The 24,995-nt window shown below is 63.6% G+C and carries 21 protein-coding genes; 14 read left to right on the top strand and 7 right to left on the bottom strand.

Features of this window, described 5'->3' with window-relative positions:
• Positions 1 to 193 precede the first annotated feature (193 nt).
• From NA29_RS06065 to NA29_RS06055, 3 genes are all read left to right on the top strand, one after another.
• Complete coding sequence (locus NA29_RS06065; RefSeq protein ID WP_039396799.1) at positions 194 to 2,275, top strand: hypothetical protein; 2,082 nt, start codon at positions 194 to 196, stop codon at positions 2,273 to 2,275.
• Between the two features lie 382 nt (positions 2,276 to 2,657).
• Positions 2,658 to 3,635: a winged helix-turn-helix domain-containing protein gene (locus NA29_RS06060; RefSeq protein ID WP_231965173.1), complete on the top strand. Its 978-nt coding sequence runs from the start codon at positions 2,658 to 2,660 to the stop codon at positions 3,633 to 3,635.
• Entirely contained in the window at positions 3,632 to 4,126 is a 495-nt protein-coding gene (locus NA29_RS06055) for a hypothetical protein (RefSeq protein WP_039396796.1), read from the top strand. Before NA29_RS06060 ends, NA29_RS06055 begins: the two co-directional genes overlap by 4 nt.
• A 100-nt stretch (positions 4,127 to 4,226) precedes the next feature.
• On the opposite strand, the gene NA29_RS06050 is transcribed toward NA29_RS06055, so the two are convergent.
• Both NA29_RS06050 and NA29_RS06045 read right to left on the bottom strand, forming a co-directional pair.
• The gene (locus tag NA29_RS06050) at positions 4,227 to 6,440 is read right to left on the bottom strand and encodes an autotransporter outer membrane beta-barrel domain-containing protein (RefSeq protein ID WP_052252561.1); all 2,214 of its coding nucleotides are present in this window, start codon (positions 6,438 to 6,440) and stop codon (positions 4,227 to 4,229) included.
• 269 nt (positions 6,441 to 6,709) lie between these two features.
• On the bottom strand, positions 6,710 to 8,311 hold the full coding sequence (locus NA29_RS06045; protein WP_039396793.1) for an autotransporter outer membrane beta-barrel domain-containing protein: 1,602 nt from the start codon (positions 8,309 to 8,311) through the stop codon (positions 6,710 to 6,712).
• A 385-nt stretch (positions 8,312 to 8,696) separates the two neighbouring features.
• Here NA29_RS06045 and NA29_RS06040 point away from each other — a divergent pair, with 385 nt between their 5' ends.
• Positions 8,697 to 9,680 carry an IS110 family transposase gene (locus tag NA29_RS06040; protein WP_039396791.1) on the top strand — a complete coding sequence of 328 codons (984 nt, stop codon included), beginning with the start codon at positions 8,697 to 8,699 and terminating at the stop codon, positions 9,678 to 9,680.
• On the opposite strand, the gene NA29_RS26650 is transcribed toward NA29_RS06040, so the two are convergent.
• A complete protein-coding gene (locus tag NA29_RS26650; RefSeq protein WP_503423038.1) occupies positions 9,583 to 9,930 on the bottom strand; it encodes a hypothetical protein in 348 nt (115 codons plus the stop codon). The genes NA29_RS06040 and NA29_RS26650 overlap by 98 nt on opposite strands.
• Here NA29_RS26650 and NA29_RS25665 point away from each other — a divergent pair.
• A complete protein-coding gene (locus NA29_RS25665; RefSeq protein ID WP_157127345.1) occupies positions 9,893 to 10,054 on the top strand; it encodes a hypothetical protein in 162 nt (53 codons plus the stop codon). The two genes, NA29_RS26650 and NA29_RS25665, sit on opposite strands and share 38 nt — an antisense overlap.
• 1,089 nt (positions 10,055 to 11,143) lie before the next feature.
• Here NA29_RS25665 and NA29_RS06035 read toward each other — a convergent pair.
• The 4 genes from NA29_RS06035 to NA29_RS06020 all read right to left on the bottom strand — a co-directional run bounded on the left by NA29_RS06035 (position 11,144) and on the right by NA29_RS06020 (position 16,065).
• The gene (locus NA29_RS06035; RefSeq protein ID WP_039396789.1) at positions 11,144 to 12,274 is read right to left on the bottom strand and encodes a glycosyltransferase family 9 protein; all 1,131 of its coding nucleotides are present in this window, start codon (positions 12,272 to 12,274) and stop codon (positions 11,144 to 11,146) included.
• A gap of 111 nt (positions 12,275 to 12,385) precedes the next feature.
• Entirely contained in the window at positions 12,386 to 14,008 is a 1,623-nt protein-coding gene (locus tag NA29_RS06030) for a rhodanese-related sulfurtransferase (protein WP_039396787.1), read from the bottom strand.
• A gap of 105 nt (positions 14,009 to 14,113) precedes the next feature.
• Complete coding sequence (locus NA29_RS06025; RefSeq protein WP_084103487.1) at positions 14,114 to 14,779, bottom strand: cysteine dioxygenase family protein; 666 nt, start codon at positions 14,777 to 14,779, stop codon at positions 14,114 to 14,116.
• A complete protein-coding gene (locus tag NA29_RS06020; protein ID WP_084103485.1) occupies positions 14,776 to 16,065 on the bottom strand; it encodes an acyl-CoA dehydrogenase family protein in 1,290 nt (429 codons plus the stop codon). Before NA29_RS06020 ends, NA29_RS06025 begins: the two co-directional genes overlap by 4 nt.
• Before the next feature lie 252 nt (positions 16,066 to 16,317).
• Between NA29_RS06020 and NA29_RS06015 the strand changes: the two genes are divergently transcribed.
• From NA29_RS06015 to NA29_RS05975, 9 genes are all read left to right on the top strand, one after another.
• Positions 16,318 to 17,415, top strand: a complete 1,098-nt coding sequence (locus NA29_RS06015) for an LLM class flavin-dependent oxidoreductase (RefSeq protein WP_039396784.1) — start codon at positions 16,318 to 16,320, stop codon at positions 17,413 to 17,415.
• Positions 17,416 to 17,457: 42 nt separating this feature from the next.
• On the top strand, positions 17,458 to 18,345 hold the full coding sequence (locus NA29_RS06010) for a class II aldolase/adducin family protein (RefSeq protein WP_039396781.1): 888 nt from the start codon (positions 17,458 to 17,460) through the stop codon (positions 18,343 to 18,345).
• A 112-nt stretch (positions 18,346 to 18,457) separates the two neighbouring features.
• Entirely contained in the window at positions 18,458 to 19,486 is a 1,029-nt protein-coding gene (locus tag NA29_RS06005; protein WP_039402513.1) for an ABC transporter substrate-binding protein, read from the top strand.
• A 23-nt stretch (positions 19,487 to 19,509) separates the two neighbouring features.
• On the top strand, positions 19,510 to 20,655 hold the full coding sequence (locus tag NA29_RS06000) for an ABC transporter permease (RefSeq protein WP_167370886.1): 1,146 nt from the start codon (positions 19,510 to 19,512) through the stop codon (positions 20,653 to 20,655).
• The gene (locus NA29_RS05995; protein ID WP_084103483.1) at positions 20,649 to 21,512 is read left to right on the top strand and encodes an ABC transporter ATP-binding protein; all 864 of its coding nucleotides are present in this window, start codon (positions 20,649 to 20,651) and stop codon (positions 21,510 to 21,512) included. Before NA29_RS06000 ends, NA29_RS05995 begins: the two co-directional genes overlap by 7 nt.
• 72 nt (positions 21,513 to 21,584) lie before the next feature.
• Entirely contained in the window at positions 21,585 to 22,841 is a 1,257-nt protein-coding gene (locus tag NA29_RS05990) for a c-type cytochrome (RefSeq protein WP_039402510.1), read from the top strand.
• A 57-nt stretch (positions 22,842 to 22,898) separates the two neighbouring features.
• Positions 22,899 to 23,867 carry an ABC transporter substrate-binding protein gene (locus tag NA29_RS05985; protein ID WP_039396776.1) on the top strand — a complete coding sequence of 323 codons (969 nt, stop codon included), beginning with the start codon at positions 22,899 to 22,901 and terminating at the stop codon, positions 23,865 to 23,867.
• 196 nt (positions 23,868 to 24,063) lie between these two features.
• The gene (locus tag NA29_RS05980) at positions 24,064 to 24,729 is read left to right on the top strand and encodes a LysE family translocator (protein ID WP_039396772.1); all 666 of its coding nucleotides are present in this window, start codon (positions 24,064 to 24,066) and stop codon (positions 24,727 to 24,729) included.
• A complete protein-coding gene (locus tag NA29_RS05975) occupies positions 24,722 to 24,964 on the top strand; it encodes a DUF3820 family protein (protein ID WP_039396769.1) in 243 nt (80 codons plus the stop codon). The genes NA29_RS05980 and NA29_RS05975 overlap by 8 nt, the downstream gene beginning before the upstream one ends.
• Positions 24,965 to 24,995: the final 31 nt, after the last annotated feature.

Genomic DNA, 24,995 nt, shown 5'->3' with positions numbered 1-24,995 from the left:
AGCCACGGCTGATTTGCGTGCGCCAACTGTCAAGGTTGACAGTTCCCCGGCAGCAAACTGCGGATCAACAATGGTCACCCGCCAACGGTGTGCGCCCGGCGGATCCGCCCGCGAGCCGCGAGCATGGAAGCATGGCCCTCACAGCCAGCACGCAACGCGCACGCGCCGACTTCCTCTGGTAAGGAGTTCTGTTATGAGAACCGACGAAAATACGCCACTGATCGTGCCGGTAGGCAATCAGGTCGCGGCCCCTCGAATCAAGGTGCAAAGCGATAGCGGGATCGACATCTACACGCCGACACTTCCCGTGGAACTTCTGGCGCCGTTGCCCCCCGGATTCCCTGCAAATGGACTGCTGCTGGCATCGGCGAACGACAAGCCGCTTACGCTCAAGGCGACGCTCGATCGCTCCAGCATCGACGGCTACTATGATGGCGATCTTGTCGAAGTGTCGATCAACGGCGTGCTTCAGACGACGCGTGCGATCACGGCGGCTGAAAGCGATGCCGGAGAGATCACCATCGTCATTCCCGCGCCGCGCGCCCACGGCAACTATGAAGTACGGTATCAGCTCATCTCCGATCTCGTCGGTAACGAATCGGGTTTCAGCGACCCTGTGTTCTACGTCGTCGACACGAGACCCCCGGCTGTGCCCAATCCGGGCAGCCTGAGTCTTCCGCCAGAGGTCCGGCCCGATGGCATTACCGACGTTGTGCTCACCGCGCTCGGCGATGTGGTCAATGCCACCATCCACAGCTACTCCGACCGGTCTCAGGGCGATCTCATCACAGTCGTCGCGACCGGTGCCGACGGCACCACCGCGACGAGCACCTATCGCATTCCACTGGGCGGCGCGGACAATCTGATCGAAGTGCCGTTCACCCGCGACCAGTTGCTCTCTCTGGGGGACGGCCCCGTATCGTTTGCCTACACGATCACGGATCTGGCGGGCAACACGTCGACCACTTCGCCCGGTGTGCCGTCCGTCATTCGCCTTCAGGAAGGCATCACCGATCTCGCACCGCCGGTCGTCCCCTTGTTCGCCGACGACGGTCTCATCGGCGAGGCCGACGCCCGCACGCCGGTCGGCGTGGAAATTCCACTGAACGCAAAGATTCAGAACGGCGACCGGATTGTCGTCATCTGGGGAAACACACGCAGTGCGCCGGTCGCCGTGACCAATGCGGGTGGGGCGGTCGAGCCGCTCATGAGCATTTCGATCCCGTATGCGACGATTCAGGCCGAGGGTAACGGCAACATTGCCGTGACCTACGAGGTCCTTCGCAACGGCGAATTGCTCGGTACGCCGGCCACGGCGACCACCGTGGTCGTCGACCTGTCGCAGCCGGGCGGAGACGATGCCGATCCGAACACGCCGACCAACGATAACCTCGGTCTGCCGATCGTGCGCAAGGGAGGCTGGGTCGCCCCCCAACCCATCAACGACATTCCGGTGGAAGACTCGCTCAGGGACGCGACTTTCGTCATCCCGTGGCAAGGCGTATCGGGTACCCCATCGTTCCAGGCGGGCGACGTCATCGCGCTCTTCTACGGCGTCGATCCCCTGGTCACACCGGCCGCCACGCCGTTTGCGACGTATACCGTCACCGCAGCCGATGTGACGAACGGCGTCGACCTCACGCAGGTGCTGCCTTTCGCAAAGATCACCGAGTTCGGCAGCGGGTCGATTCCCGCCGCGTACACCGCCACGCGCGTGGTGCGTGCGGCCGATCCCGGTAACGGCATCACGGAGGTCGCCAATACGTCGTACTCACGCGTGCAGAACGTCACGGTGCAAAGCGCCGCCGAACTGCCCGGCGGAGGCGGCGGGTTGCCGACGCCGGTGTTCATGCCGCAAGTCGGCGCACCCAACAACAACCTCGATTACACGCGCTCGCTCGCGGCTGGGGGCTCGATCGTTCGCGTTCCGCCGTACCTCAATATGCAAATCGGCGACCGCGTGCGTATTCACGTTTTCGGCTTCTTCGGCAGAAACGGCGATCTGGGACCGGTTGCACTCGCCGAATTCGGTCATGTCGGCGACACGTTGCTTCCCGGGACGCCGTACGAGGTCACGGTGACCACGCCCGGACAACCGATCGAGTTCAGGTACCCATGGTCGCGTCAGCAATACTTCTATTCGATCTGCCAGGTGACGGCCCGGGTGACGGTCACGAACCGCGCCGGCTCGGTCACGTCGCCGCAGGCGCCGCTCATCTTCGCCGATACGCGGGCGAACAGAACCCCGCCACTCGACCCGAGTCGTCCGACCTGATCGGACGCTCGTTCAACGGCTTGGCCGGTACTTTGCGGCACGCCGGACCGTTTCCCCGATCATCGGGAAACGGTCCGTTTTTTCAACGCACGTCGCCAATGGGTGGGCCAACTCCGAAGCTACGTTTTCGGCGTACTATGGTTTAAAACCAGTGCGTCCGGCTGTTGCCACAAGCGCGAGATGCACGTACTGAAGTCCCCATGACAGCACCGCGACGCAGCGCCAGTGGCAGACGCGCAACGCCGCTTTCTTACACTCACAGATGGCCAAGTTCCTGATCGGCGACGCCGTACGTTTCGACAGCGATACGTTTGCGCTTGCTACCAAAGGGAATCCCAACGTGTCGCTCCCACTGGGCGCGGCAGCAGGCCGCTGCTTGCTGGTGCTGCTCGAAGCGAACGGCGAAATCGTCACCAAGCGTGCGATGCTCGGCAAGGCATGGGAGCAATACGGAGCCGTCGTGACGAGCAACAATCTGAGCCAGGCGATCATGCAGATCCGGCGCGCCTTCGAACAAGCCGGTGCCGATCCCTCGTTATTGGTCACCGTGCCGCGCATCGGCTATCGCCTGAACAGCGTTGTGAAGGTCAGTCCGTTCGTCGATGCCAGCGCTGTCGAAAGCGTACTTCCTGCCTCTCCGGTGCTTCCGATACCTCACTTTTTCGATGAAAAATCCCAAAGTGACTCGGAACCAGAAAATTCTTTTCCCATCACGGAAGCGATCGTTCACGACATCGAATCCGATCTCGCACCGATGTCGCCAACGGCATCCGTAACCGCATCGGAAGCGGGATCGCAAGGCGATGTACCGTTGGCGGCAGACGGTGTTCCTGCGCTTTCGCACACACCCTCGGAGACTTTGCCGAGCGCCGCTGTGGTGGCGGCGACGTCTCCGGTGACAATCCCTTCGTCCCACGATGCCCCCCCCGTTGTCCGGCACCGCGTGCCTGCGCGACCTGTGCGCACCACGCATCTCTTCTTCGCGCTGGGTCTCTGGACGATCATCGCGTTGGCAAGTGTCATTTACGCTTTCCGGACGCTTCCGCCGTTGCTCGGAAATCTGTATCAACATGCACGCTCGGGCCAATGGGTGCCCGTGCCGAGCGACGATACCCATCGCTACTTCGTGACGCCGGAGCGCGCGGGCGACGCCCAGTTCCTCGCGAATCGCGTGAGCATGATCGAAAAGGAACCGCCCAAATCGATCCTCGACTTTCCCGAACGTCTCATCTACATCAACGGCACTGCGTACAACGATTTGTACAGTTACTTCCTCTGCCGACAACCCATTGATAGTCCCGATGCGAATTGCGTTTCGTATCTGGTCATGCAGGAGACGGGCAACCGGTCATTTCCATGAGACTCCGAATTCGTCTGCGCCATGTTGTGCTCGGCACGGCACTTGCCGTCATTGCGCCGTGGGTGGTCGTGTGGCTGACCACAACGCCTCAGCGCAAGCCCTGGCAATGTCACGCCGACATTGAAATCGTGACGCATTCGGACACGCCCCAACCCGGCATGGTGCGGGTTTGGGGAGAACTCGACACGGCGTTTGGCCGGGACGGCACGGGGTTTTCACGCTTCGCTGGCTACATCGCCGACGGCCGCTCGGCGACACGGATTCACCGCGCGATGGAGTTCGACTACCAGACGCTCGGCGACACAGTGCGCATGACCACCACGCGCAGCGCCCGACTGCTGAGCGACAACTCGGATGAAGAGAAAGTCTTGCGACATCTGCTGCCGCGTTTTCGTCCCGGTAACACCGATTACTTCCAGATCGTGCGCGTGAAGAACAACGCGGCGATGGCGTTCGTCGACCAGCCCCGCATCTTCTGCGAGCGGCAATAAAAAAGCCCTGTGCGATATTGCATCGCACAGGGTTAAAGAAGATCCGGGCCGGGTGTTCGCGCATGTCGACACCCGGCCTTACCTTCGCCTCTCGTTATTTTCAGAACGTGTAGCGCACCCCAACATTGACGCCCCAGGGCTTTTCAAGACGCTTGCCCACGGCGTACGACGTATCGACATAAGCCTGAAGGTTCTTCTGCATCTGGGCCGCGAGACCGACGGAGAACTCTGCGCGTGTACCCGACAAGTCGTTATTGAAGGTTTCGCCGTTAATCACGACCGCGTTGTGCTTCGCGAACTCCTGCACTACCGCGGCGCGAACGTAGGGTTCGAACGTCCCCATTTTCGTTTCGATCGTCTTACCCACGCCGATACCCAGCGCGCCCTGCACCGAACGGCCACGCCCCGCGTCGACTTGCAGACCGTTATCCAGCGTGTAGTCGGAGGCACTCGACATCATGGCGGCGACTTGCGCATAGGGCTCGACGAACCAGCCGTTGTTGAACGACAGCTTGCGGCCGAACTCCGTCGAGAGACCGAGACCATTGGCGTGATAGTCGCCCTTGCTGCGACGGCCGTCGCGCATCATCACATCCAGTTCGGATGCGTAACGGTTGTACTTGAACACGCCATCGAAGTAGTAACCGTTCTTGCCCAGCCACGTCGCGTACATCCCGAGCGTGTAGCTCTCAACGCTGCCGGTGGAGCCGACACCGAACTTCATCCGGCTGGTCGACGTACCCGCCATTGCACCGACGAGCCACTGGCCCGCGTCGTTGCTGGCGACGATCCCATCGGCACCAGCGAGCACGCCCCACTGATCTTGCGAATAACCGTGGCCGCCCGCCGGTTTGGCGTTATATCGGTTGCCGAACGTACGCGCCCACACGCCACCGCCCTTGCCTTCGTTCAGACGGACTTCGCCCAGACGCGCACGCAGCGTCGTGATTTCGCCGAGCCACACTGTCGGCAGGGCGCTGGCCGCACCGAGAACCGTCTCGGTGCTATTGGATTGCTCTTGTGTGCGCACCAACTCCCAATAGCGCTTGCCATCGGCCTCGCGCGCCACCAGTTCATAGGCGCGAGCGCCGAGATCGACCTTATCGCCGATGACGGAGAAGGTTGCGGCACCGCCATCGTCCTGCACCAGTTGCTGCACCGGTATTGCGGCGAACGCGCCCGTATTGAGCACGTCGAGTTTGAACTGGCCCGACGAATCGTTATCGCTCAGGTGCAGTTGGTCGGCCCCACCGTGCTCGAGATCCGTTTGCATGCGGAAGGTGCCCTCGCCCGCAAGCGTGGCAATCTCCAGCGTACGGAACTGACCGGGGGCCTCGCCATGGCGCAGATCGATCACGCCACCGCCCATGATCACCTCACCCGCGAGCACCTGGTTGTCGACGAGACGCCATTCGGCGTCGTTGTTGACGTGCAGATGGGCCAGGCCTTCGATTCTGCCGGTCAGGATCGCGTTGTTGTCCAGGCGCAGACGCGTGTCGATAGGCTCGTTCGTCACGTGTTCGGGACGGAACGTCATGTCGCCTTCGAGAACGCTGTTGTCCACGTTCACGTTGACGTGATACGGCGTCAGCGCGTTCGGCACCGATGTGACGCTGAGCAGCGTGCCACTGTCGGCCTTGATGGTCGTGCCGTTCCTGATATCGACGTCGATCGTGAAATCACCCGGCGCACTCAGCACGCCGCGCTCGATTCGAATGCCCGCACCTTCGGCAATCAGACGCGCGTTGTCCAGCACGACCGTCGAACCGGCCCGCTGCGGACGCGACTCGGTGGTGATCTTCACGGCGGCGTCCGTCCCTGAAATCGTCGTGTCGACGGCGGTGAACTGGGAATCGGTCACCTGCACTGCGTAATTCATGCGAGCGCCGTCGCGACGGGTTGCCTCAATATGCGAATTCCGAACGTCGACCGTGCTGTCGCCGGCCACCACGAGCGCGCGGCCGTTACCTTCCAGGATCACGTTATCCATATGAACGGTCGAACCCGGCACGTTCATGTCCATATTGCCGCGTGCCGCCCAAAAGGCGACATCGCCGGTGTTCCTGATACTCGAATCGATGAGCGTGACGGTCGATCCATACATCGCGGTCGCCAGCGCTGAATTCTGCGATATGCCGCCGTTGCCCGAAATGTTGATTTCACTGATGAAACTCGTGCCGCCATTCGTCGTACGCACGTACGACATCGGGGTCCGGCCGTCGATCGAGACCCGCCCCCCGCCGCCGATGTTCGCAATCCCTGCGCCCGTCACGGTCACGCCCATATTGTCGGTTGCCGTGACGACGTGGGCCATGCCGCCGGGGCCAGGCGTGTCGATCGTCAATGTCGGGTTGGCTTGCGCGTGCGCAAGAGGCGCGAAAACGAGTGCGGACGCGGCGGCCGCTAAAAGGCGGACACGAAAGTGTGTCTGAGCATGGGATGGCATATCGGTAATCCTTGTCGGGGTAAAAATGCAAGGCGAACGATATGCGCAAGAACCGCGAATCTACGTCAAAATAAGACGAATATCAGTGAATTTAATAAAATTTCACTGATTTTGAAGCGTCATCACAGATTTTTCCCTCAGAAGGTGTAACGCACGCCGATCTGCGCGCCCCAGGGCTGGTTGAGACGTTTCCCCACCGCAGTCTCCGCTTCCACGTAGATCTGCGCGTTGCGCCGCAATTGCCCGATCACCCCCGCGCCAAACTCCGCGCGCGTGCCTGACAAGTCGTTGTTGAACACGATGCCGTTAATGGTGGTCTGGTTGCTTTTGATGAATTCCTGGACCAGTGCAATCTTCAGGTACGGCTGAATTGCGCCTCCACCGGGCAACGTCAGCGTCTTGCCGAACGCAGCACCAACGCGCGCCTGTACGGACCCGCTGTGCGCCGAGTTGGACACCATCCCGTTGGTCAGTCCGTAATCCGCCCCGCTCACACCCAGCGCAGAGAACTGAACATAAGGCTCCACAAACCAGCGGTCGCCGAATTCGAGATGTCGACCGAACTCCAGTTGCACCCCCACGCCATTGTTGTTGAAGCTGCCGTGCGCGGCGACGCCATCGCTCATCACAGCGTCGGCAGAGTTCTGGAAACGGTTGTACTTGAACACACCGTCGAAATACCATCCTGTCGGGCCGAGCCAGGTCGCGTAGAGTCCGGCGGAATAGCTATTCACGCCCCCCGTCGAGGCATTCTCGAATGTGAGTTTGCTGTGACTGGTGCCGAGCATCGCGCCTACCAGCCACGAGCCGCCCCACGTCTGCCCGACCACACCATCCACGCCCGCCACCACGCCGTATTGCGTCTGGCGATAGCTGGTTCCCGCATTGGGCTTGCCATTGAATTGCTTGCCGAAGGTACGCGCCCAGACACCACTATTGCGCTGATCGTCCATTCGCAACTCGCCCATACGGCTGCGTAGCACCGTCGCCTCCCCATACCAGACGGAGGGCGCGGCGGACGACAGCCCCAGCACGGTCTGCGTGCTCGGTGACAGATCGCCGGTCGCCGGATCGCCTGCATCTCCCGTCGCGGCATCGAGCGTCTCCTCGCCGGTGCGCGGGTCGACCGGAGTTCCGGTGTCGGTCACGAGCGCCCAGTTGTTGCCTTGCTGTTGCAGCTTGTAGGTGTACACGCCTATATCGACCTTGCCGTTGACCAGCCCGAAGCCTGCACCGCCTCCGCCGGTCTGCACGATGGTAAGCGGCAAGAAGTTGGTCGGCTGCGCGCCAGTGTTACGCACCAGAACCTGATAGTCGCCGGTGGCGGCGCCGGTCACATTGAGCAGATCGCCCGAATGCGTGCCCAGATTCGTACTCATCTGGAACGTGCCGCTGCCCGACAGCGTACCGATGTTCAGGGTACGCAGCGTCGACGTACCGAGCGCGGTACCGGAGACGTCGATCGTGCCGCCATTCATCGTCACGTTTGAGACGGTGTTATCGCCTGCCTGACGCCACACGGCATTGGAGTTAACGGCCAGCGACTTCAGATTGGTCAGATTGCCGGTAAGCGAGGCGGCATTCTGAAGCGTGAGATTGAGCGTAGCTGTGCTGTCGCTGCCGACATCCCCGCCGATCACCGTGTTCGCGCCGTCGATGGTCACGTTTCCTGTCACGTCGCCGCGCGCCTGCACCGCGAACCCATTGCTGCCCTGAAGCGTCGTGCCGTTTTGCACCATGACATTGGCGGTGTGACCGGCATACGGGGGAAGCGCACGCGCCGGTGCAATGAGAATCGCGGGGCCGCTCGCTGCGCTTACCGCGACGCCGTTGAGCGTCGTGTTCGAGGCGAACGTGAGCCCGGTATTGAGGGAGATGGCGCCGACACCGGCCAGATTGCCGCTGATGGAGCCTTGTATCTTCGTCTTCGTGATGGTTAGCTACCGTCACATGAGGTGAAGTGAGCATGTTTGGAGCCTGAAGGCTTGGACCTTGCTGTGGAGATAATGCCCTTCGCCTCGCCCTCACCAGCACAGACACTGAACGGTAGCCAAGGGCGTGGACCCTGTATGTACAAGGCAAGTGGGTGAGTTGGTATTGATTCCTCGATTAAGGATCAAATTGATGTTCTACCTCGGTATTGATGTTGCCAAAGCCAAGCTGGATTGCTGCCTGCTGGACATGACAAACGGCAAGCGTAGTACGAAGGTTGTTGCCAATAGCCGCGCCGGCCTAACCGATCTGTTGGGCTGGTTGGGCAAGAGACACACCGAGCCGAGCCACGTACATGTCGCGCTCGAAGGTACCGGTGTCTATCACGAGATGGCCGCGTGTGGCCTGCACGATGCCGGGCTCTCCGTGTCTGTCGTTAATCCTGCGCAGGTGCGCGCTTTTGCGACGGGAATGGGCGTGCGCACGAAGAACGACATTGTAGACAGCCACGTGTTAGCGCGCTTTGCGATGCACGCACGACCAATGCGCTGGAGTCCTCCAGCGCCCGAGGCTCGCATACTTCAAGCACTGATGGCGCGCCGTGAAGCGCTTGCACAAGATCTTCAGCGTGAGCGCAACCGGCATGAGAAAGCGGAAATCACGGCTCCAACGGCGCTAGTCCTGCATTCGATTCTCGAGACGATCGAGTTTCTGGAGCGCCATTTAGCCAGCCTGCAACGCGAGATCGATGATCACATTGCTGCCCATCCGGGCCTTAAAGCAAACTTGATGCTGCTGCAAAGTATCCCGGCAGTTGGCCCTCAGGTAGGCCGCACGCTGCTTGCCATCATGCACGCGCGCCACTTCGATTCTGCAGAACAACTTGCGGCGTATCTCGGCCTGGTGCCGGTGCAGAGGCAGTCGGGATCGTCGATCCAGGGCCCTTCACGTTTATCGAAGGCCGGGCCGCCCAAGGTACGGGCAACTCTCTACATGGCGGCCGTCGTCGCTAAACGCTATAACCCCCACATCAAGGCATTGTGTGAACGCTTGGCAGCGCGTGGCAAATCCACCATGTCTATACTCGGCGCTGCAATGCGTAAGCTTGTGCATCTGTGTTTCGGCGTTCTGAAGACACGACAGCCTTATCGGGCGAACTACGTCGCAATCGCTTGACGGGCAAGACGGTATCTCCATTGACGGTCACGTTCGAGTCAAAATTGATGAGCCCGCCATTGACCCCGCTATTGGTCCCGGTGCCGGCGCTCAGGGTCGAATTGGTGATCGTCACGGTCGCCCCGGCGCTCACCGCTACGCCGTACTGAAACCCGGAAACCGTACTATTGGTGATCGTCCCCGTCGAGGGCTGCAGCCCGGATACAAGCTGCGTGACAAATTCGATACCGATGTTGTTCGGGCTGGAGATCGTGGAGTTGGAGATGGTTGCAGAGGCATTGCGTACGCTGATCGCCGGTGGTGGTGTCGTGCCCACCGGGGAGGCGGCGGGGGGTGCCGTCGAGATGACGGTCGCACCGTCCATGATGAGTTGAGGCCGTCCCGTCGAGGGGGGGCTCCCCGACAGCGAGATCCAGTTGCTCGATGCGCCACTTTGCAAGATCAACGTGGAGTTGTTGGTCACCGTCCAGGTGGTATTGGGATTGCCCGGAGCGGGTACCGTGGTGGTGCCCGATGTCACCGTATCGGCCTGCGCGGGGATAGCCAACGACGCAACGGCCAGCCCGACAGCCGACACCAGCACGCGCTGCCGGGGATTCACGGAGATAGAGTTACGCATGATCGTTGGCTCCCAAAGACCGGGCTGGCCTGCGCCTCCCAGCTCACAACTTCAAGAAAGCGAGTTCCTTGGCGTTGCCCTTCGCCATGCCGTTTCAGCCTGCGTCGCGCGCAATCGAGTTGTTATTCGAAGTCTTTTGTCATGCGCCAAATTCGCATCTGAGCGGCTAAAATCCGATTCGTCATGCAGAAAAACCATCCGTGACGTGCGTTCACCTAGTCATTTCGACTTACCTTAGGCGACACATAGCAATGCGTCACCTGTCAACGTTGACAGGTGACCGGCAACGAAAAAATCCCCGCACAGCCGAAACTGTGCGGGGAAAGATGGCCCCGGAAGCCAGGTTAGGGGAACCAGCTCCCAGGCCACGTCAAGCCAGTGGTAGGGCGATGCACGCACCCCTACGCGCACCTCCCAAGGCATGTCGGGACACTCGTCGCCGCACTTCAAGCATCCCGACACGCCCGCAGATATTTTCTTTCTGCATCGATAAGGCACAACCTCACCGACTTCCACCTGCGTGCCTGACAAATCGTTATTGAATCCTCTTTGCTCGACGACGATCGAAGCAGACGATAAGCGTCAACGCCGCCGCAAAGCCATTGCACGCATTGGTTTTCACAGCAATTCATTCGAATTAATCATGCGTCACTCTTGTTGCTGCGACGACACAAGAAAGGGCGACGTAGGCCGAAGATGTGCCGGTGGCGGATGCCCGCGGCGCAGGCGAAACAGCGCCGCCGCCGACGTCTGTGGACGGGCGACAGCGCTGTGGTGTGGGGGTGCAGTGGGGATGCAGCGGGTCTGCGACGCGCAAACCGCTAGCAAACGTGCGATGAACGCGTTACCGAAGGCGTTGCGGATGACTGGCGAGGGCCGCGATGATGGTCTCGGCAAGCTCAGTGGGATCGAGGGCGCTCACATCGCTTTGCGTTTGCAAAGGCGTCGACTGACAGCGCGGTGTGAGACGCAGATACGGCGGCTCCGCAGCAGCGAAGAGCGTCACACTCGGCGCTCGCGTGGTGTGGGCCACGTGCATCAGCCCGCCATCGGCACCGACGAACAGCGATGCATTCGCGATCACCCGCTTCGCGTCGCGCAGCGTCAACTGGCCGACGAACGACACCATTTCGAGATGCCGGAATTTCGCTTCCATGAGCGCGCGGGCGGCGTCGGCCCCGTTACCCGAACCCAACAACACAATGCCCGTGGGTAGACCGGGGGCATACGCCGCATCGTAGGCATCGAGGCACGCGCGCCAGTGCGCATAGGTGCGGCGCGGCTCCACGCCGCCCATCGCCAGCACAACGAACGGTCCCGACGGAAGTTGATTCACGACAGCCGCAGGCAAGTCCGTCTCTTCGCGCAGATACGGCTTCGCCTGCGCAAACAGTTCGTCCGGCCCAAGTCCCAGGCCGAAAACATCGTTGACGGCTGCCAGACTGAATTGCGTCTGATTACGGTCCGGCCCGTGGAAAAAGCGAAACAGGCACGCGAAGGGAAGCGTCGCAAAAAAGCGGCGCTTGATGCGCAACGTCGGGTAATTGAATTCCTGCATGACGACGACGTCGTACTCGGCCGGATTGACCGCGGCCGGATCGTCGAAGACATTTCGGAAGATGTCGTCGCCCTCGAAGACCGCCTTGAGTCCTGGGCTGATGAGCAAATCGATGGGGCCTTCGCGTGAGCGCAGCAGCGCGCGGCCCGACAGATCCATCACGGCGTCGCCCACCGAGTGCTTTCCACCGTAAATCCACAACACACGCGCTTGCGGTGCGACGTGGCGCACCTCATGGCGCAGTTGTCCGCTCATCGCGAGACGCAGACGGCGGTGGAGATATTTTTTGGCGACGGTGAACGCCGACGTGCGTTGCATGAAGACGTCGGGCTCGTGATACACCCACGCGTACGGAATACGCGTGCTCGGTTCGGTGAGCGCCTCCAGTCGGCGGGTGATGAAACGCGGAAGTGGCATGATCGGATCGAAAGCAGGGCAGCGCCGGAAGTTCCGGAGTATGCCACGGGCGCACCGCCGGGACGGCACGCGCCCCGGCAGATTCGGCCGAATGCCCTCGACGTTGACGGCTTACACCACCTGGAAATGATGCGTGCCGTCGCGATGCAACTGTTCGACGAGACCGAACTCCCAGTCGAGATAGGCCTGCATGGCCTCGGCCGCATTATCGGTGCCTTCGTACGGACGGCGATAACGATCGTCGCGCGCACTGGCCAGATGCGTTTCGCCGGACGCCAGGGGCAACCCGGCGTTGATCCATGCTTGCGTGCCGCCGTCGAGCACCACGATCTCGGCATCGGTCAGACGACGCAGGTCGGCCGCCGCGAAGCGCGCCAGCAGGCTGGATCCGCACGTCAGCACATAGCGTTGCACCGGCCCGATGGTGCGCAGCGCCTCGGCCAGACGCGCACGAATCACGAACCATGCGCCCGGAATATGCCGTTTGACGTAATTGACGCCTGACGTGAAGTCCAGCACCGCGATCTGCCCCCGCGCGGCTTCGTCGAGCCAGCGCGCGAGCAACGCGGGCGTGACGGTGGCGACTTCCGGTGCGCTCGGCGTGTGCAGCGGCCAGCCACCTTGCGCGCTGCGGGCGTGGGCGCTGTGCGGCTCCACGACGTACACCGTCCAGCCCATCTGCGCGAGCCACGAGCCGGTCATATCGGCGCGTACGCCGTCGTCGTCCGCCAGCACGATCCATGCGCCGCGCACCGGTGCCTGATGGTCCGTCTCCTGCACCAGCTGACCGCCTTGTGCGTTAGCGAACTCCGGCAGATGCCCCGCCGCATACTCTTCCGGCGTGCGCACGTCGAAGCGGTACACGGTGCGTCCCGGCGCATTCAGCGACGGCACGTCCTCAAGCGCTACGCGACGCACGCCGGCACGATCCGCCACAGCGCGCGCCCCTTCGCGGGCAACGGCCAGCGTGGCCTCGCGCACGGTGGCCGGATGACGACGGTCTGCGCCGCGCTCCAGCGACTGCCCCGCCAGCGTCCAGCCGATGGTGCCATTGCGCAGCGCTGCGACCGGATTCGGCAGCCCGGCGTTCACGAGCGATTGCGTACCGATGATGCTGCGCGTGCGCCCCGCGCAATTGACGATCACGCGCGTGGCCGGGTCCGGCGCAAGCTCGCGAACCCGCAGCACCAGTTCGGCACCGGGCACGCTCGTCGAACCGGGAATGTTCATCGTCTGATATTCGTCGAACCGACGGGCGTCGACGACCACGACATCGGCATCCGCGTCGAGCAGCGCCTGCACTTCCTGCGCCGAGAGCGACGGTGTATGACGCAGTCCTTCGACCCACTCGCCAAACGCCTTGCTTGGCACGTTCACGTCGCGGAAAACTTCGCCGCCAGCGGCAATCCAGCTGTCCAGACCGCCCGCGAGCAGATTGACGTCCGTGTAGCCGAGCTTGCGCAGCACGGTGGCAGCACGCGGCGCGAGATCTTCGCCGTCGTGCACGCCATAGACGACGATGCGCGTGTCGCGACGCGGGATACGCGCCCAGGCGTCGATCTCCACGCGCGAAAGCGGCAGGTTCGCGGCCCACAGCGGGTGCGTCTGCGCGAAGGGGTCTTCTTCACGTACGTCGAGCAGTGCGATTTCCTCACGCGCGAGCAGCGCGGCGCGCACATCGGCGTAGGTCAGTTCGGGAAAGTCTGCAGCCTGCGACGGCGCATCGGGGGTCATGTGGTTCGGATGCTCGGACACGGTGATTCCTTGAATTCGTCAGAAGTCGAAACGTTGCTGCCTGGTGCTTCCTGGCTATTGCTGGTTATTGCTGGTTATTGCTTGTTATTGCTTGTCGGCGGGCGGCGCAGCCTTACCCCAGGGATTGGGCAACTGCGCGTTGGCGTAGCCGGACACGAAGCCCTTGCGCTCGCCCGTCTCGGTGAAGACACTGCGATGCACCGCGCCGATGTTCGCGCCATACACGTGGATGCTCACCGACACGCGATCCGCATAGGCGTTGCTCACGCGGTGAATGTCGCCCAGACGCGGCGACAACACCTCTACGTCACCCGGCAGGAGCCGCACCGCCTCTCCTGCCACGACGGGAATGCCCTTCGCGTCGAGCACATACGGCTGCGAGTCTTCCGAGCCACGCAGCATGCCGATCAGCCCCCATACGGTGTGATCGTGAATCGGCGTGCGCTGCCCCGGGCCCCAGACGAAGCTCACGATGGAGAATCGCTGCGCCGAATCGCAGTGCAACAGGAACTGCTGGTAATGGTCGGGATGCGGCGTGGCGAACGCGTCGGGCAGCCAGTCGTCGCGCGCCACCAGTTGCGCGAGCAGGCCCGCGCCCTCTTCGAGCAGTGTGGTTTCATGCGGACGCCGATCCAACAATCGCGAAAACCCGGCGACGAAAGTGCGCAAGGGATCGAGCGCGTCGTAATCGTGAGCTGGCAGATCGCGCGACAAGGCGATGCCATCCAGCACTTCGGTCGTACCCGTCATGCGAATTCCCGGAAAGAAGCGAGCGTCTGCCGACCGGCGGCGCCCAGAATGGTGTCGTTTTGCGGCGTGTGGATACGGCTGCACAGCACGTCGCGATGATAGCGCTCAAGCGGGTTGTTGCGCGAAAGCCCGTGATTGCCCGAAAGCTGCAAGGCCAGTTCGAGAACCCGGATCGCATTGCCCGTCACCGTGAACTTTAGCGCACCGCTGGCGATATCGTCATCGGGTTCTCCCGCATCGGCCGCCTGCGCCGCTGCGTCCAGCAAACGCTGGTTGACATGCAGCAACGCGGCAATCTCACCGACCGTCTCCTGAATGCGCGGCACTGTGGCGAGCGGCGCACCGAGATTGCCCGGCACGCGGGTGTTCAGGAACGTCACGAGCCAGTCGACGCCAGCGCGCGCGACCGCATCGTAAAGCGTGCCTAGCAGCACGCTCATCCACGCCTGTTGTTCGATGTGTGCATCGTTGTCGCGTTGACCGATGCCCGCCGGTGCCCACTCGTTCGGTGGACGAATATCGACGGCATTGCCGAACGGCAGATCGATGTCTTCCAGCACGACCTCATGGCTGGCAGACGCGCGCAGCCCGAGGTGATCCCAGTTCTGCACGACGCGAATGCCCGGGCGGTCCGGCGAATCCGTCGAATCCGTCGAACCATCCGGACGTGGCACCAAAAACACCCCGACGCGGGGCTCCGCTTCGTCCGTGCGTGCCCACACATTCAGCCAGCGCAACGCGGGAATGCCCGTGCAATAGAGCTTGCGGCCGGACAACCGCCAGCCTGTCTGCGTGCGCCGCGCAATCGTCGACGGCAGCCCACCCCGGGCAGGCGTGCCCAGATCCGGCTCCACACGCAGCGCGTTGATCAGCGCGCCGTCGCGCACCGCACTCTCGAACACCGCGTGACGCTGTGCCTGCGGCCAGCGCGTGCTTTCCCGCACGAGGGAGCGGTGCTGGAGATACGTCATCGTCAGCACCAGTGCGGTGGCCGATTCCCCCTTGGCAACGGCACCGACGATGCGACGCGCTGTCGCGAGACCGCCACCGCCGCCGCCCGCAGCACGCGGCACCACTTCCGCAATCAGCCCGTGACGATGCAGCAGCGCGAAGTTGTCGAACGGGAAATGTGCATCGCGATCGAGCGCCGCCGCGCTCTCGGCCAGCGCGCGCGTGATCGGGGGCAGGAGCGCATCGAGTTGCGCGTGACGTGCGGGGCCGTCTCCACGTGGCTGGGGCGGCAGCGGCAGCACCACGCCGGAAGGTGCGAGACCTGAAGAAGTCATGATTCTGGAATAAGCAAATACGCGTTCGACGCACAATGCGCCGCGCTACGCAGTGCCCCTAGCGTAAGGCTCGGCGGTGCCGCGCCCAACCATCCATATCGAATAATCTTTGCGTAAATGATTATTTAACGCTCGATGATTGTTTGCGTAGGCTCACTCCCATTCACCGTCTGTTCCGATCGATGGGCGTGTAGCGCAAACCGACCCACGTCGCCGTGCACGCGTCCCCCACCCCACAAGGAGAACGTCGTCATGAGCGTAGAAATCATCGGCATGATTCAGAGCAGTAAGCAGTCCGAAATTCATCCCAAGCAGGGTGCTGCCGTCGACCGCGACTATGTGCGCAACTTTGCGCGCGCTCACGAGCAATCCGGTTTCGACCGCATTCTCGTGCCCCATCACTCCACGAGCCCGTCGGCCACGCTTACGATCGCCTATGCGGCGACCGTGACCGAGAACATCCACTTCATGCTCGCCCATCGTCCCGGCTTTGTTGCGCCGACGCTGGCCGCACGTCAGATCGCCACGCTCGATCAGTTCAGCGGCGGCCGCCTCGGCGTTCACTTCATCTCTGGCGGCTCGGACGAAGAACAGCAGCGCGACGGCGACTTCCTGCTGCATGACGAGCGCTATGCGCGCACCGACGAATACCTGAGCATCCTGCGCCGCATCTGGACGGAAGACACGCCGTTCGATCACGACGGCAAGTACTACCGCTTCAAACAGGGCTTCTCCGAGGTCAAGCCCGTGCAGCAACCGCATGTGCCGATTTTCTTCGGTGGCGCGTCCGACGCCGCATTGGAAGTCGCGGCCAAACATGCCGACATCTACGCGCTGTGGGGCGAATCGCTCGATCAGGTGCGCGAGATCACCACCCGTGTGCGCGCAGCCGCCGCCGTGCATGGTCGCACGCCGCGCTTCTCGGTGTCCTTCCGCCCGGTGCTGGCCGAGACCGAAGCAAAGGCGTGGGAACGTGCCGACAAGATTCTGGCGCAGGCCAGGGCGATCCGAGACGCCGCCGGTGTGCCGCAAGGCTCGGCGCTGCAAAGCGAAGGCGCACGACGCCTGCTCGCGGCGGCCGACAAGGGCGCGCGTCTGGACAAAGTGTTGTGGACGGAGATCGCCAAGCTTATCGGCGGACGCTCGAACTCGACGGCCCTCGTCGGCACGCCGGAGCAAGTCGCCGACGCCCTGCTCGATTACTACGACCTCGGCGTGACGACGTTCCTCATTCGCGGCTTCGATCCGCTGGGCGACGCCATCGACTACGGCCGCGAGCTGATTCCGCGTCTGCGCACGCTGGTCGCCGAGCGCGACCGTCAGAACGACGCCACGCGACGCGCCGCCTGAGCGGCGTCCCCAAACCACTATCCGACGTCCAGGAGAAACCTCATGGCAGCCGTTCTGCCCGTCGACACACATAGTTTCGGACGCACCACGTCCACCCCACCCGCCCAGACCAGGACCACGCCGACCGGCCTCGTGCTCAACGCCGCACCGCAGCAGCGCTTCTGGTTCGACGCACCGCCGGTGCGCAGCGACATCCTCGCCGAGCGCCGTCATCGTCAGACACGGCTCGCCGCCGCGTTCCGCATTTTCGCGCGCCACGGCTTCGATCTTGGGCTAGCCGGTCACATCACCGCACGAGACCCAGAGTTGCCCGATCACTTCTGGGTCAATCCGCTGGGCGTTCACTTCTCGCGCATCAAGGTCTCCGATCTGCTGCTGGTGAACAGCAAAGGCGAGACCGTGGTCGGCGACCGCCCCCTGAACAAGGCGGCGTTTGCCATTCACGCGGCCATCCACGAAGCGCATCCGCATCTGGTCGCTGCCGCGCACACGCACTCGACCTACGGCAAAGCATGGTCGACGCTGGGCCGCCCGCTCGATCCGCTCACGCAGGATTCGTGCGGCTTCTTCGAAGACCACGCACTGTTCGACGACTTCACCGGCATGGTGGTCGACGGCAGCGAAGGCGATCGCATCGCGCATGCACTGAACAAGCCCGACGGCAGCGGAACGGTCAAGGGTGTGATCCTGAAAAACCACGGCATTCTCACCGCCGGTCCGAGCGTCGAAGCCGCCGCGTGGTGGTACATCGCGCTGGAGAACGTGGCGCACACGCAATTGCTCGCCGAAGCGGCAGGCACGCCGCAACCCATCGACGAAGCGACGGCACGCCACACGCACAGTCAGGTCGGCGGTCCGGAAGGCGCGCTGTATTCGTTCGAGAGCCTTTACGAAGGTCTCGTCGAGGCCGAGCCCGATCTGCTCGACTGACGTGATCGGTGATCGGCCGAGGTGATCGACTGAAGCGCCAGACACACAAACATCAGAAATCAACAGGGGAGTCGTACCCATGAAGTTCCGCCACACCGACAAGACCGCTGGCATGACAGGTATCAGCAGCAGCGCCACGCAAACCGATGTGCACGCCGGTCGCCGCAAGGTGCTGCGCGCGGGCACCGCTGTCGCGCTTGCCGCACCCGCCCTGCTGCTCGGCCGTCAGGCCTGGTCGCAGCCGAAGAAGCTCACCTTCGCGTGGAACCAGAACTCGTTCTGCCTGACGCCCATCGTTGCCGCACAGGAGCGTGGTTTCTTCGAGAAGAACGGCCTGCAAGTCGACCTGATCAACTACAGCGGTTCGACGGACCAGCTGCTCGAATCCATTGCCACCGGCAAGGCAGACGCGGCCGTGGGCATGATTCACCGCTGGCTCAAGCCGCTCGAGTCGGGCTTCGACGTGAAGATCATCGGTAGCTCGCATGGCGGCTGCGTGCGCCTGCTCGGCTCGAAGGCAGCGGGCATTACGTCGCTCGCCGCCCTCAAAGGCAAGACGGTCGGCGTGTCGGATCTGGCGGCACCGGGCAAGCACTTCTTCCAGATTCTGCTGGCAAAGAACGGCATCGACGCCGAGCGCGACATCACCTGGCGTCAGTACCCGGCCGACCTGCTCGGCGTGGCCGTGGACAAGGGGGAAATTCAGGCGATTGCCGACGGCGATCCGAACCTCTATCTGCTGGAGAAACGCACCAACGGTGCGTACGTGGAACTGGCGACGAACCTCACCGGCGAGTATGCCCGCAAGGTGTGCTGCGTGATCGGCGCGCGCGGCGATCTGGTGCGCAACGACCGTGCGGCCGCGAGTGCACTGGCACGCTCCATCGTGCAGGCCACCGAGTTCGTCAACGAGAACCCGAACGAGGCCGCGAAGATCTTTGCGAAGTATTCGCCGAAGATCAGTCCCGAGGATCTGCGCAAGCTTTACGCCACGCTCACCTATTCCCATCACCCGACCGGCGTGGACCTGCGCGACGAAATCGCGTACTTCGCCGACGACTTCCGCCGCATCGGTGTGCTCAAGAAGACAACCGATCCGCAGAAACTCGCGCAACACGTCTACGCCAACGTGCTGGGCTGAGCGCACCTCCCGGACAAGTGATCATGAGTGCCATTCTCGACAACGCCGCACTGCGCGGTGCATCGCCCGCCAGTGCGCTTGAGCTGACGGAACAGACCGAAGGGTCCGCGCTGCGGACAAGTGCGGCGAGCGCAGCTTCCTTGCCGCGCGTGCCGGCCTTCGACGAAACCGAGATCGACCAGTTGTTCGCCGCCCCGCGTACGTCTGCGCTGTGGGGCGTGGGCTTTGCCGCCGCGCTGGCGTGGGCCGCCTTCGGTGCGCTCACGCTGCGCTGGCCGAACAAGGCCGTCGGCTTCTCCGACTGGGCCTTCACCGACGAGTTGGGCGTGTTTGCGCTGGCTGTGGCCGCCTTGCTTGCGGTGTTATCCGTCGCCGGTCGCGCGACACCCCCGCTGCTTCGCTTGCGTGAAGCCCTGACGGGTGCGGGACCGTGGCTTGTGGCCATCGCGGTGGCGCTCTCCGCCTGGGAAATCCTCACCGCGAAGACCGGCTCGCTGCCCACGCCGTTCTTCGCACCGCCGCAGGCGCTCATCGAGGTCTACACGGAAGACTGGCGACGTCTCGGTGACAGCGCCGCAAACACGCTCAAGCTGCTCGGACTGGGCTTCGGCTTCGGAGCGATTGCGGGCTTTCTGATCGGTGTCTCGATCGGCTGGTCGCGCGCCATCGGCTACTGGGTACATCCGGTGCTTCGCGTGCTGGGCCCCGTGCCAGCCACGGCACTCCTGCCGCTCACGTTCTACTTTTTCCCGTCGAGCTATTCGGCAGCAGCTTTCCTCATCGCGTTGTCGACAGCCTTTCCCGTGGCCGTGCTCACATGGTCCGGCGTCGCTGGCGTCAACAAGAGCTACTACGACGTGGCGCGCACGCTGGGGGCATCGGAAGCGTTTCTGGTGCTGCGCGTGGCAATTCCCGCCGCGCTGCCGAATGTCTTCGTCGGCCTGTTCATGGGGCTGGGCGCCTCGTTCTCGGTGTTGGTGACGGCCGAAATGATGGGCGTGAAATCCGGTCTCGGCTGGTATCTCACGTGGGCACAAGGCTGGGCATCCTACGTGAACATGTACGCCGCGCTGATCGTCATGGCCCTGCTCTTCTCCGGCGTCATCACGCTGCTCTTCACCGTGCGCGACCGTGCACTCGCCTGGCAGAAAGGAACCGTCAAATGGTAAGCGCCGCCGCTTCTTCTCCAACTTCTTCCCCCACGTTCGCAGGTGCGGATGCCGCATTGGCGTCGCCGTCGATTCACGACGGCGCTCCCCCGGCCAACGACACCGGCGCACAGATCGACATTCAGGGCGTGAGTCACTGGTTCGGCTCACGTCAGTCGCCATTGCAAGTGCTCGATGGCGTCGATCTGAAAGTCGCGCCCGGTGAGTTCGTCGCGCTGCTCGGCCCGAGCGGGTGCGGCAAGTCCACATTGCTGCGCCTTGTCGCGGGTCTGGAGACGGCCACACGCGGCACCATCACGCAGGACGGCACAGCCATCACACGCCCCGATCCGTCGCGCATCGTGGTGTTTCAGGATCCGACGCTCTACCCCTGGCGAACTGTGCGCGACAACGTCGCGCTCGGTCTTCAGGCGCGCGGTGTCCTCGGGAAGGAACGTCATCGTGTCGATGCGGCGCTCGCGCGCGTGGGCCTCTCCGAGTTCGCCAACGCCTTCCCGCACCAACTCTCCGGAGGCATGGCGCAACGGGTCGCGCTCGCCCGTGCGCTCGTGAACGACCCGCGTCTGCTCGTGCTCGACGAACCGCTCGGCAAGCTCGACTCGCTCACGCGGCTGGCGATGCAGAGCGAACTCGTCGAGTTGTGGCAGCGCGCAGGGTTCTCTGCGCTACTCGTCACGCACGACGTAGAGGAGGCACTGTTCCTCGCGCAACGCGTGATCGTGTTCAGCCCGCGCCCGGCAAAGATCGTGGCGGAGCTGCATGTGGATCTGCCCTATCCGCGTCATCGCGGCGATGCACGAATCACCGAACTGCGCCACGAAGCGCTCCGACATCTGGGGCTCGATGCAAGCTGGTAATTCTGAATTGGGTGCTGTCGTTCGCCGATGGGCTCGCCGTACTGCGATGTCGTTGAAGTCGCCTCTGCACCGATGACCTCGCCGCCTTCCCATCTCTGGCTCAATGCATTGCTGCAAGCCTTGCAGTTCGTGCAATCGACGTGGCTGAGCGCGCTCTATGCGCTCGGCATCACCGACGATTCGCACGGCGCACCCGCGTGGCCGTGGGCGCAGCGCATCGCGGGTGAGAACCTCGTCATCGACGTCGCACTCGCCCGACAGTTCGCATGGATGCTCGCGGCAATCGCGTTCGCCATCGTCTGCCTGTTGCTCGCCGTGTGCTGGCGACGTGCGTGGCGTTGGCTGACGGCGGCGGCCATCGGTGCGCTCGTCCTCGCGCCGTGGCCATCGCCTCAGTTGTGGCTGACCGCTGCCGTGCCGACCAGCTTTCATACGAGTCCGACGGGCTTCACCGTCGAGAGCATCGCGCGCGGCGCACGTATCTATGCGGTGCAATGCGCCGCCTGCCACGGCACGGATGGACGCGGCGAGGGGCCGCTCGCCGCCACGCTCAGGCGCTGGCCGCCCACGATGGCGAGTGCGTTGCTGAGCCGTCGCGCCGACGGAGAACTGTTCTGGCACGTGCTGTACGGCATGCGCGACGATCAGGGCGTCACCATGCCCGGCTTCCTCGGCCGCCTGAGCGACCGCGAAGTATGGGCCGCCCTCGATTACATGCGCGTGTTGTCTGCGTCGGCAGGCATGGCCGCCGGGGGTAGCTGGCCCGTGCCGATTGCGCTGCCGTCGGTCGCCGTGAAATGCACGGGTCGTCCCGACCGTGCGCTGGACGCATGGCGTGGCAATCAGCGCGTTCGCGTAGTGGCGGTCGACGCAGCCCATCCCCCGCCATTCGAAGACCCACGATTCCTCACGCTACTGATCCGGCGCGACGATGCTTCGGCGGCGGGACCGGCGGCTGCGCCCGTGCGCAAGGTGGCTACCGTGGCCACAGTGACGACGCAGCGCACCCCGGGCGACGTCACGCCGCTGTTCGGCCCCCGTGCGGACTGTGTTGCCGATGCGCGCGAAGCGTGGCAAGTCTTCGCGCAGATCGCAGGTGCGTCGGCCTCCGGTCTTGCGGGCACCGAGTGGCTGGTGGATCGCGATGGCTGGCTGCGCGCGCTCGCCCCGGCAGGACGTCGCGGCTGGGCAGACGGCGGCCTGATGTGCACAACGTCGACCTCGCTGCAGGACGGCGAAAAATCGTCTGCACGCGACCCGCTCACCGCCACGCTCCGCGAGATGGACGACGACCCGGTGCGCTTCGTCAAAGGCGGCTTCGTGCACTGACACACGATCACAACACCTCAACCTCAAGACCCTTCCGATCCACCTCAGGCTTTCATCATGACGATTTCCCGACGCCGTTTCCTTCAGTACGTCACGACTTCCAGCGCCGCCGGTGCGCTGACCACGCTCGCGCTCCCGGGCACCTCGTTCGCTCAATCGGGACGCCCTGTCCTCAAGGCGGGCGACCAGAAAGGTGGACTGCGCGCGCTGCTCGAAGCAGCCGACGAACTGAAGCAGTTGCCGTATGACATCCAGTGGACGGAATTCCCCGCCGCTGCGCCGCTGGCCGAAGCGCTCAACGCCGGTGCAGTCGATTGCGGACCGATCGGCGACGCTCCGGTGATCTTCGCGCTGTCCGCCGGTGCGGCCATCAAGATCATCGGCGCGAATCGTTCGGACGCTTTCGGCACCGCCGTACTCGTGCGCCCCGACGCGACGCTGCGCACCGCCGCCGACCTCAAAGGCAAGAACATCGGCACGACGCGCGGCTCCATCGGGCACTTCGTCACGCTCAAGGCGATCACGGCGGCGGGGCTCGCGCCGGGCGACGTCAACTTCCGCTTCCTCCCCCCGGCCGATACGATCACCGCACTCGCGAGCGGCTCGGTCGACGCCTGGGCCACGTGGGAGCCCTATACGGCCGTCGCCGAGACGACCGGTCGGGCACGGGTGCTGGTGAACGGTCGGGGACTCTGGTCGGGGCTGAGCTATCTCGCCGCAACTGACGCCGCCATCGCGGCTAAACAGGAAGTACTGCGCGACTTTCTGGCCCGCGTGGTGCGTGCGCAAGTCTGGTCGTACCAGCATGTCGACGCGTTCTCGGCCGCAATGGCGCGCATCATCGGCATTCCCGTCGAAGCGGCCAAGCTCCAGTTCTCGCGGCGCGCAACGAAGTGGCGCAACATCGACGACGCGCTCGTCGCCGAGCAGCAACGCACGGCAGACTTCTACGCGCAGGTCGGGTTGCTGCGTCAGCCGCTCGACGTCCGGCCGACCTTCGACCGGCGCTTCCCCATCAAGGTGTGACGTGTGAGGCGTGATGAGGCGCAACGCTTAAGCGGATGGGCGTCGGGCGGCCCCATCGGCAACTGGCTCGGTAGAAATCACGCGAACTGTCTATGGCGCGAGGCGAGGTGCGCCGCGACACTCTGACGATTCCCCGTCAGATTGCCCGTCGGCTTGCCCCTCACCGGGGTATCGGTCAGCGGGCCCAAGGTCCGCCATGATCGTCAGCACCGCGCTCTCCGCCCATCTTCTGGTGGCCTTCACGGCGTACTTCGTCAACGCCGCGAGTCCCGGCCCGAGCGATCTCGCGATCATGTCCATCGCCGCCAACCATGGACGCCGTCCGGCGCTCACGTTCGCACTGGGCGTCATGTCAGGCTCGTTGTTCTGGGCCACGGTCGCCATGCTCGGGATCTCGGCGACGCTGCTTGCCTACGCGCAGTTCCTCGTCGCGCTCAAGCTCTTCGGCGGTGCGTATCTGCTATGGCTGGCGTTCAAGTCGGGGCGTGCAGCGCTGCGTCCGTCAAAGACTGCGACGTTCGTGCCGACGGACGGCAATGGGGTGTTGTCCCTCAAGCGCCTCTATGTGCGCGGCACGCTGCTGCATCTCACCAATCCGAAGGCGGTGCTGGGGTGGATGTCCGTGGTCGCGCTGTCGTCGGGGCCGGACGGGAGCATGCCGGTGGCCGTCGTGCCCGGCTGCGCGGCGCTCGGACTGATGATCTTCTGCGGCTACGCGATGCTGTTCTCGACGCAAACCGCGCGGCGTGTGTACCTCAGAATCCGCCGCTGGCTCGACGGCTGTCTGGCGGTCGTCTTCGGTGCGGGGGGGGTGGCAGTTGCTGACGTCGCGGGTTTGAGCTATACCTGCGCTCATGCTTAATTTCGATGCCGACGCGCTGATGCGCCTCGCAACCACGCCCATGCCCTACGGCAAGCACAAGGGCACGATGATCGCCGACCTGCCGGGCAACTACCTCAGTTGGTTCGCCCGCGAAGGCTTTCCCCCCAATGAGATCGGCCGTCTGCTCGCGCTGATGCACGAAATCGACCATAACGCGCTCGGCGACTTGCTCAAGCCGCTGCGGGCGCGCGCGCAGGCGTCGCGTCCGAGATAAGACGTTGCCTGCGCGGTGTTGCGCAGATCGG

This window comes from Pandoraea sputorum, assembly GCF_000814845.2.
GTDB classification, from domain to species: Bacteria; Pseudomonadota; Gammaproteobacteria; order Burkholderiales; family Burkholderiaceae; genus Pandoraea; species Pandoraea sputorum.
The sequence above is the reverse complement of the archived record's forward strand: the minus strand, read 5'-3'. Positions and strand labels throughout refer to the sequence as shown.

Bases quoted from the DNA above. Each gene is read 5' to 3' on its own strand.
- NA29_RS06025 (WP_084103487.1), bottom strand. From the start codon at position 14,779: ATGACGGGTACGACCGAAGTGCTGGATGGCATCGCCTTGTCGCGCGAT.
- NA29_RS06040 (WP_039396791.1), top strand. From the start codon at position 8,697: ATGTTCTACCTCGGTATTGATGTTGCCAAAGCCAAGCTGGATTGCTGC.
- NA29_RS05985 (WP_039396776.1), top strand. From the start codon at position 22,899: ATGACGATTTCCCGACGCCGTTTCCTTCAGTACGTCACGACTTCCAGC.
- NA29_RS06050 (WP_052252561.1), bottom strand. From the start codon at position 6,440: ATGGCCCACGTCGTCACGGCAACCGACAATATGGGCGTGACCGTGACG.
- NA29_RS06010 (WP_039396781.1), top strand. From the start codon at position 17,458: ATGGCAGCCGTTCTGCCCGTCGACACACATAGTTTCGGACGCACCACG.
- NA29_RS06020 (WP_084103485.1), bottom strand. From the start codon at position 16,065: ATGACTTCTTCAGGTCTCGCACCTTCCGGCGTGGTGCTGCCGCTGCCG.
- NA29_RS05975 (WP_039396769.1), top strand. From the start codon at position 24,722: ATGCTTAATTTCGATGCCGACGCGCTGATGCGCCTCGCAACCACGCCC.
- NA29_RS06005 (WP_039402513.1), top strand. From the start codon at position 18,458: ATGACAGGTATCAGCAGCAGCGCCACGCAAACCGATGTGCACGCCGGT.
- NA29_RS05980 (WP_039396772.1), top strand. From the start codon at position 24,064: ATGATCGTCAGCACCGCGCTCTCCGCCCATCTTCTGGTGGCCTTCACG.
- NA29_RS06015 (WP_039396784.1), top strand. From the start codon at position 16,318: ATGAGCGTAGAAATCATCGGCATGATTCAGAGCAGTAAGCAGTCCGAA.
- NA29_RS06045 (WP_039396793.1), bottom strand. From the start codon at position 8,311: ATGGTGCAAAACGGCACGACGCTTCAGGGCAGCAATGGGTTCGCGGTG.
- NA29_RS06065 (WP_039396799.1), top strand. From the start codon at position 194: ATGAGAACCGACGAAAATACGCCACTGATCGTGCCGGTAGGCAATCAG.
- NA29_RS06055 (WP_039396796.1), top strand. From the start codon at position 3,632: ATGAGACTCCGAATTCGTCTGCGCCATGTTGTGCTCGGCACGGCACTT.
- NA29_RS06035 (WP_039396789.1), bottom strand. From the start codon at position 12,274: ATGCCACTTCCGCGTTTCATCACCCGCCGACTGGAGGCGCTCACCGAA.
- NA29_RS06030 (WP_039396787.1), bottom strand. From the start codon at position 14,008: ATGACCCCCGATGCGCCGTCGCAGGCTGCAGACTTTCCCGAACTGACC.
- NA29_RS06000 (WP_167370886.1), top strand. From the start codon at position 19,510: ATGAGTGCCATTCTCGACAACGCCGCACTGCGCGGTGCATCGCCCGCC.
- NA29_RS05990 (WP_039402510.1), top strand. From the start codon at position 21,585: ATGACCTCGCCGCCTTCCCATCTCTGGCTCAATGCATTGCTGCAAGCC.
- NA29_RS05995 (WP_084103483.1), top strand. From the start codon at position 20,649: ATGGTAAGCGCCGCCGCTTCTTCTCCAACTTCTTCCCCCACGTTCGCA.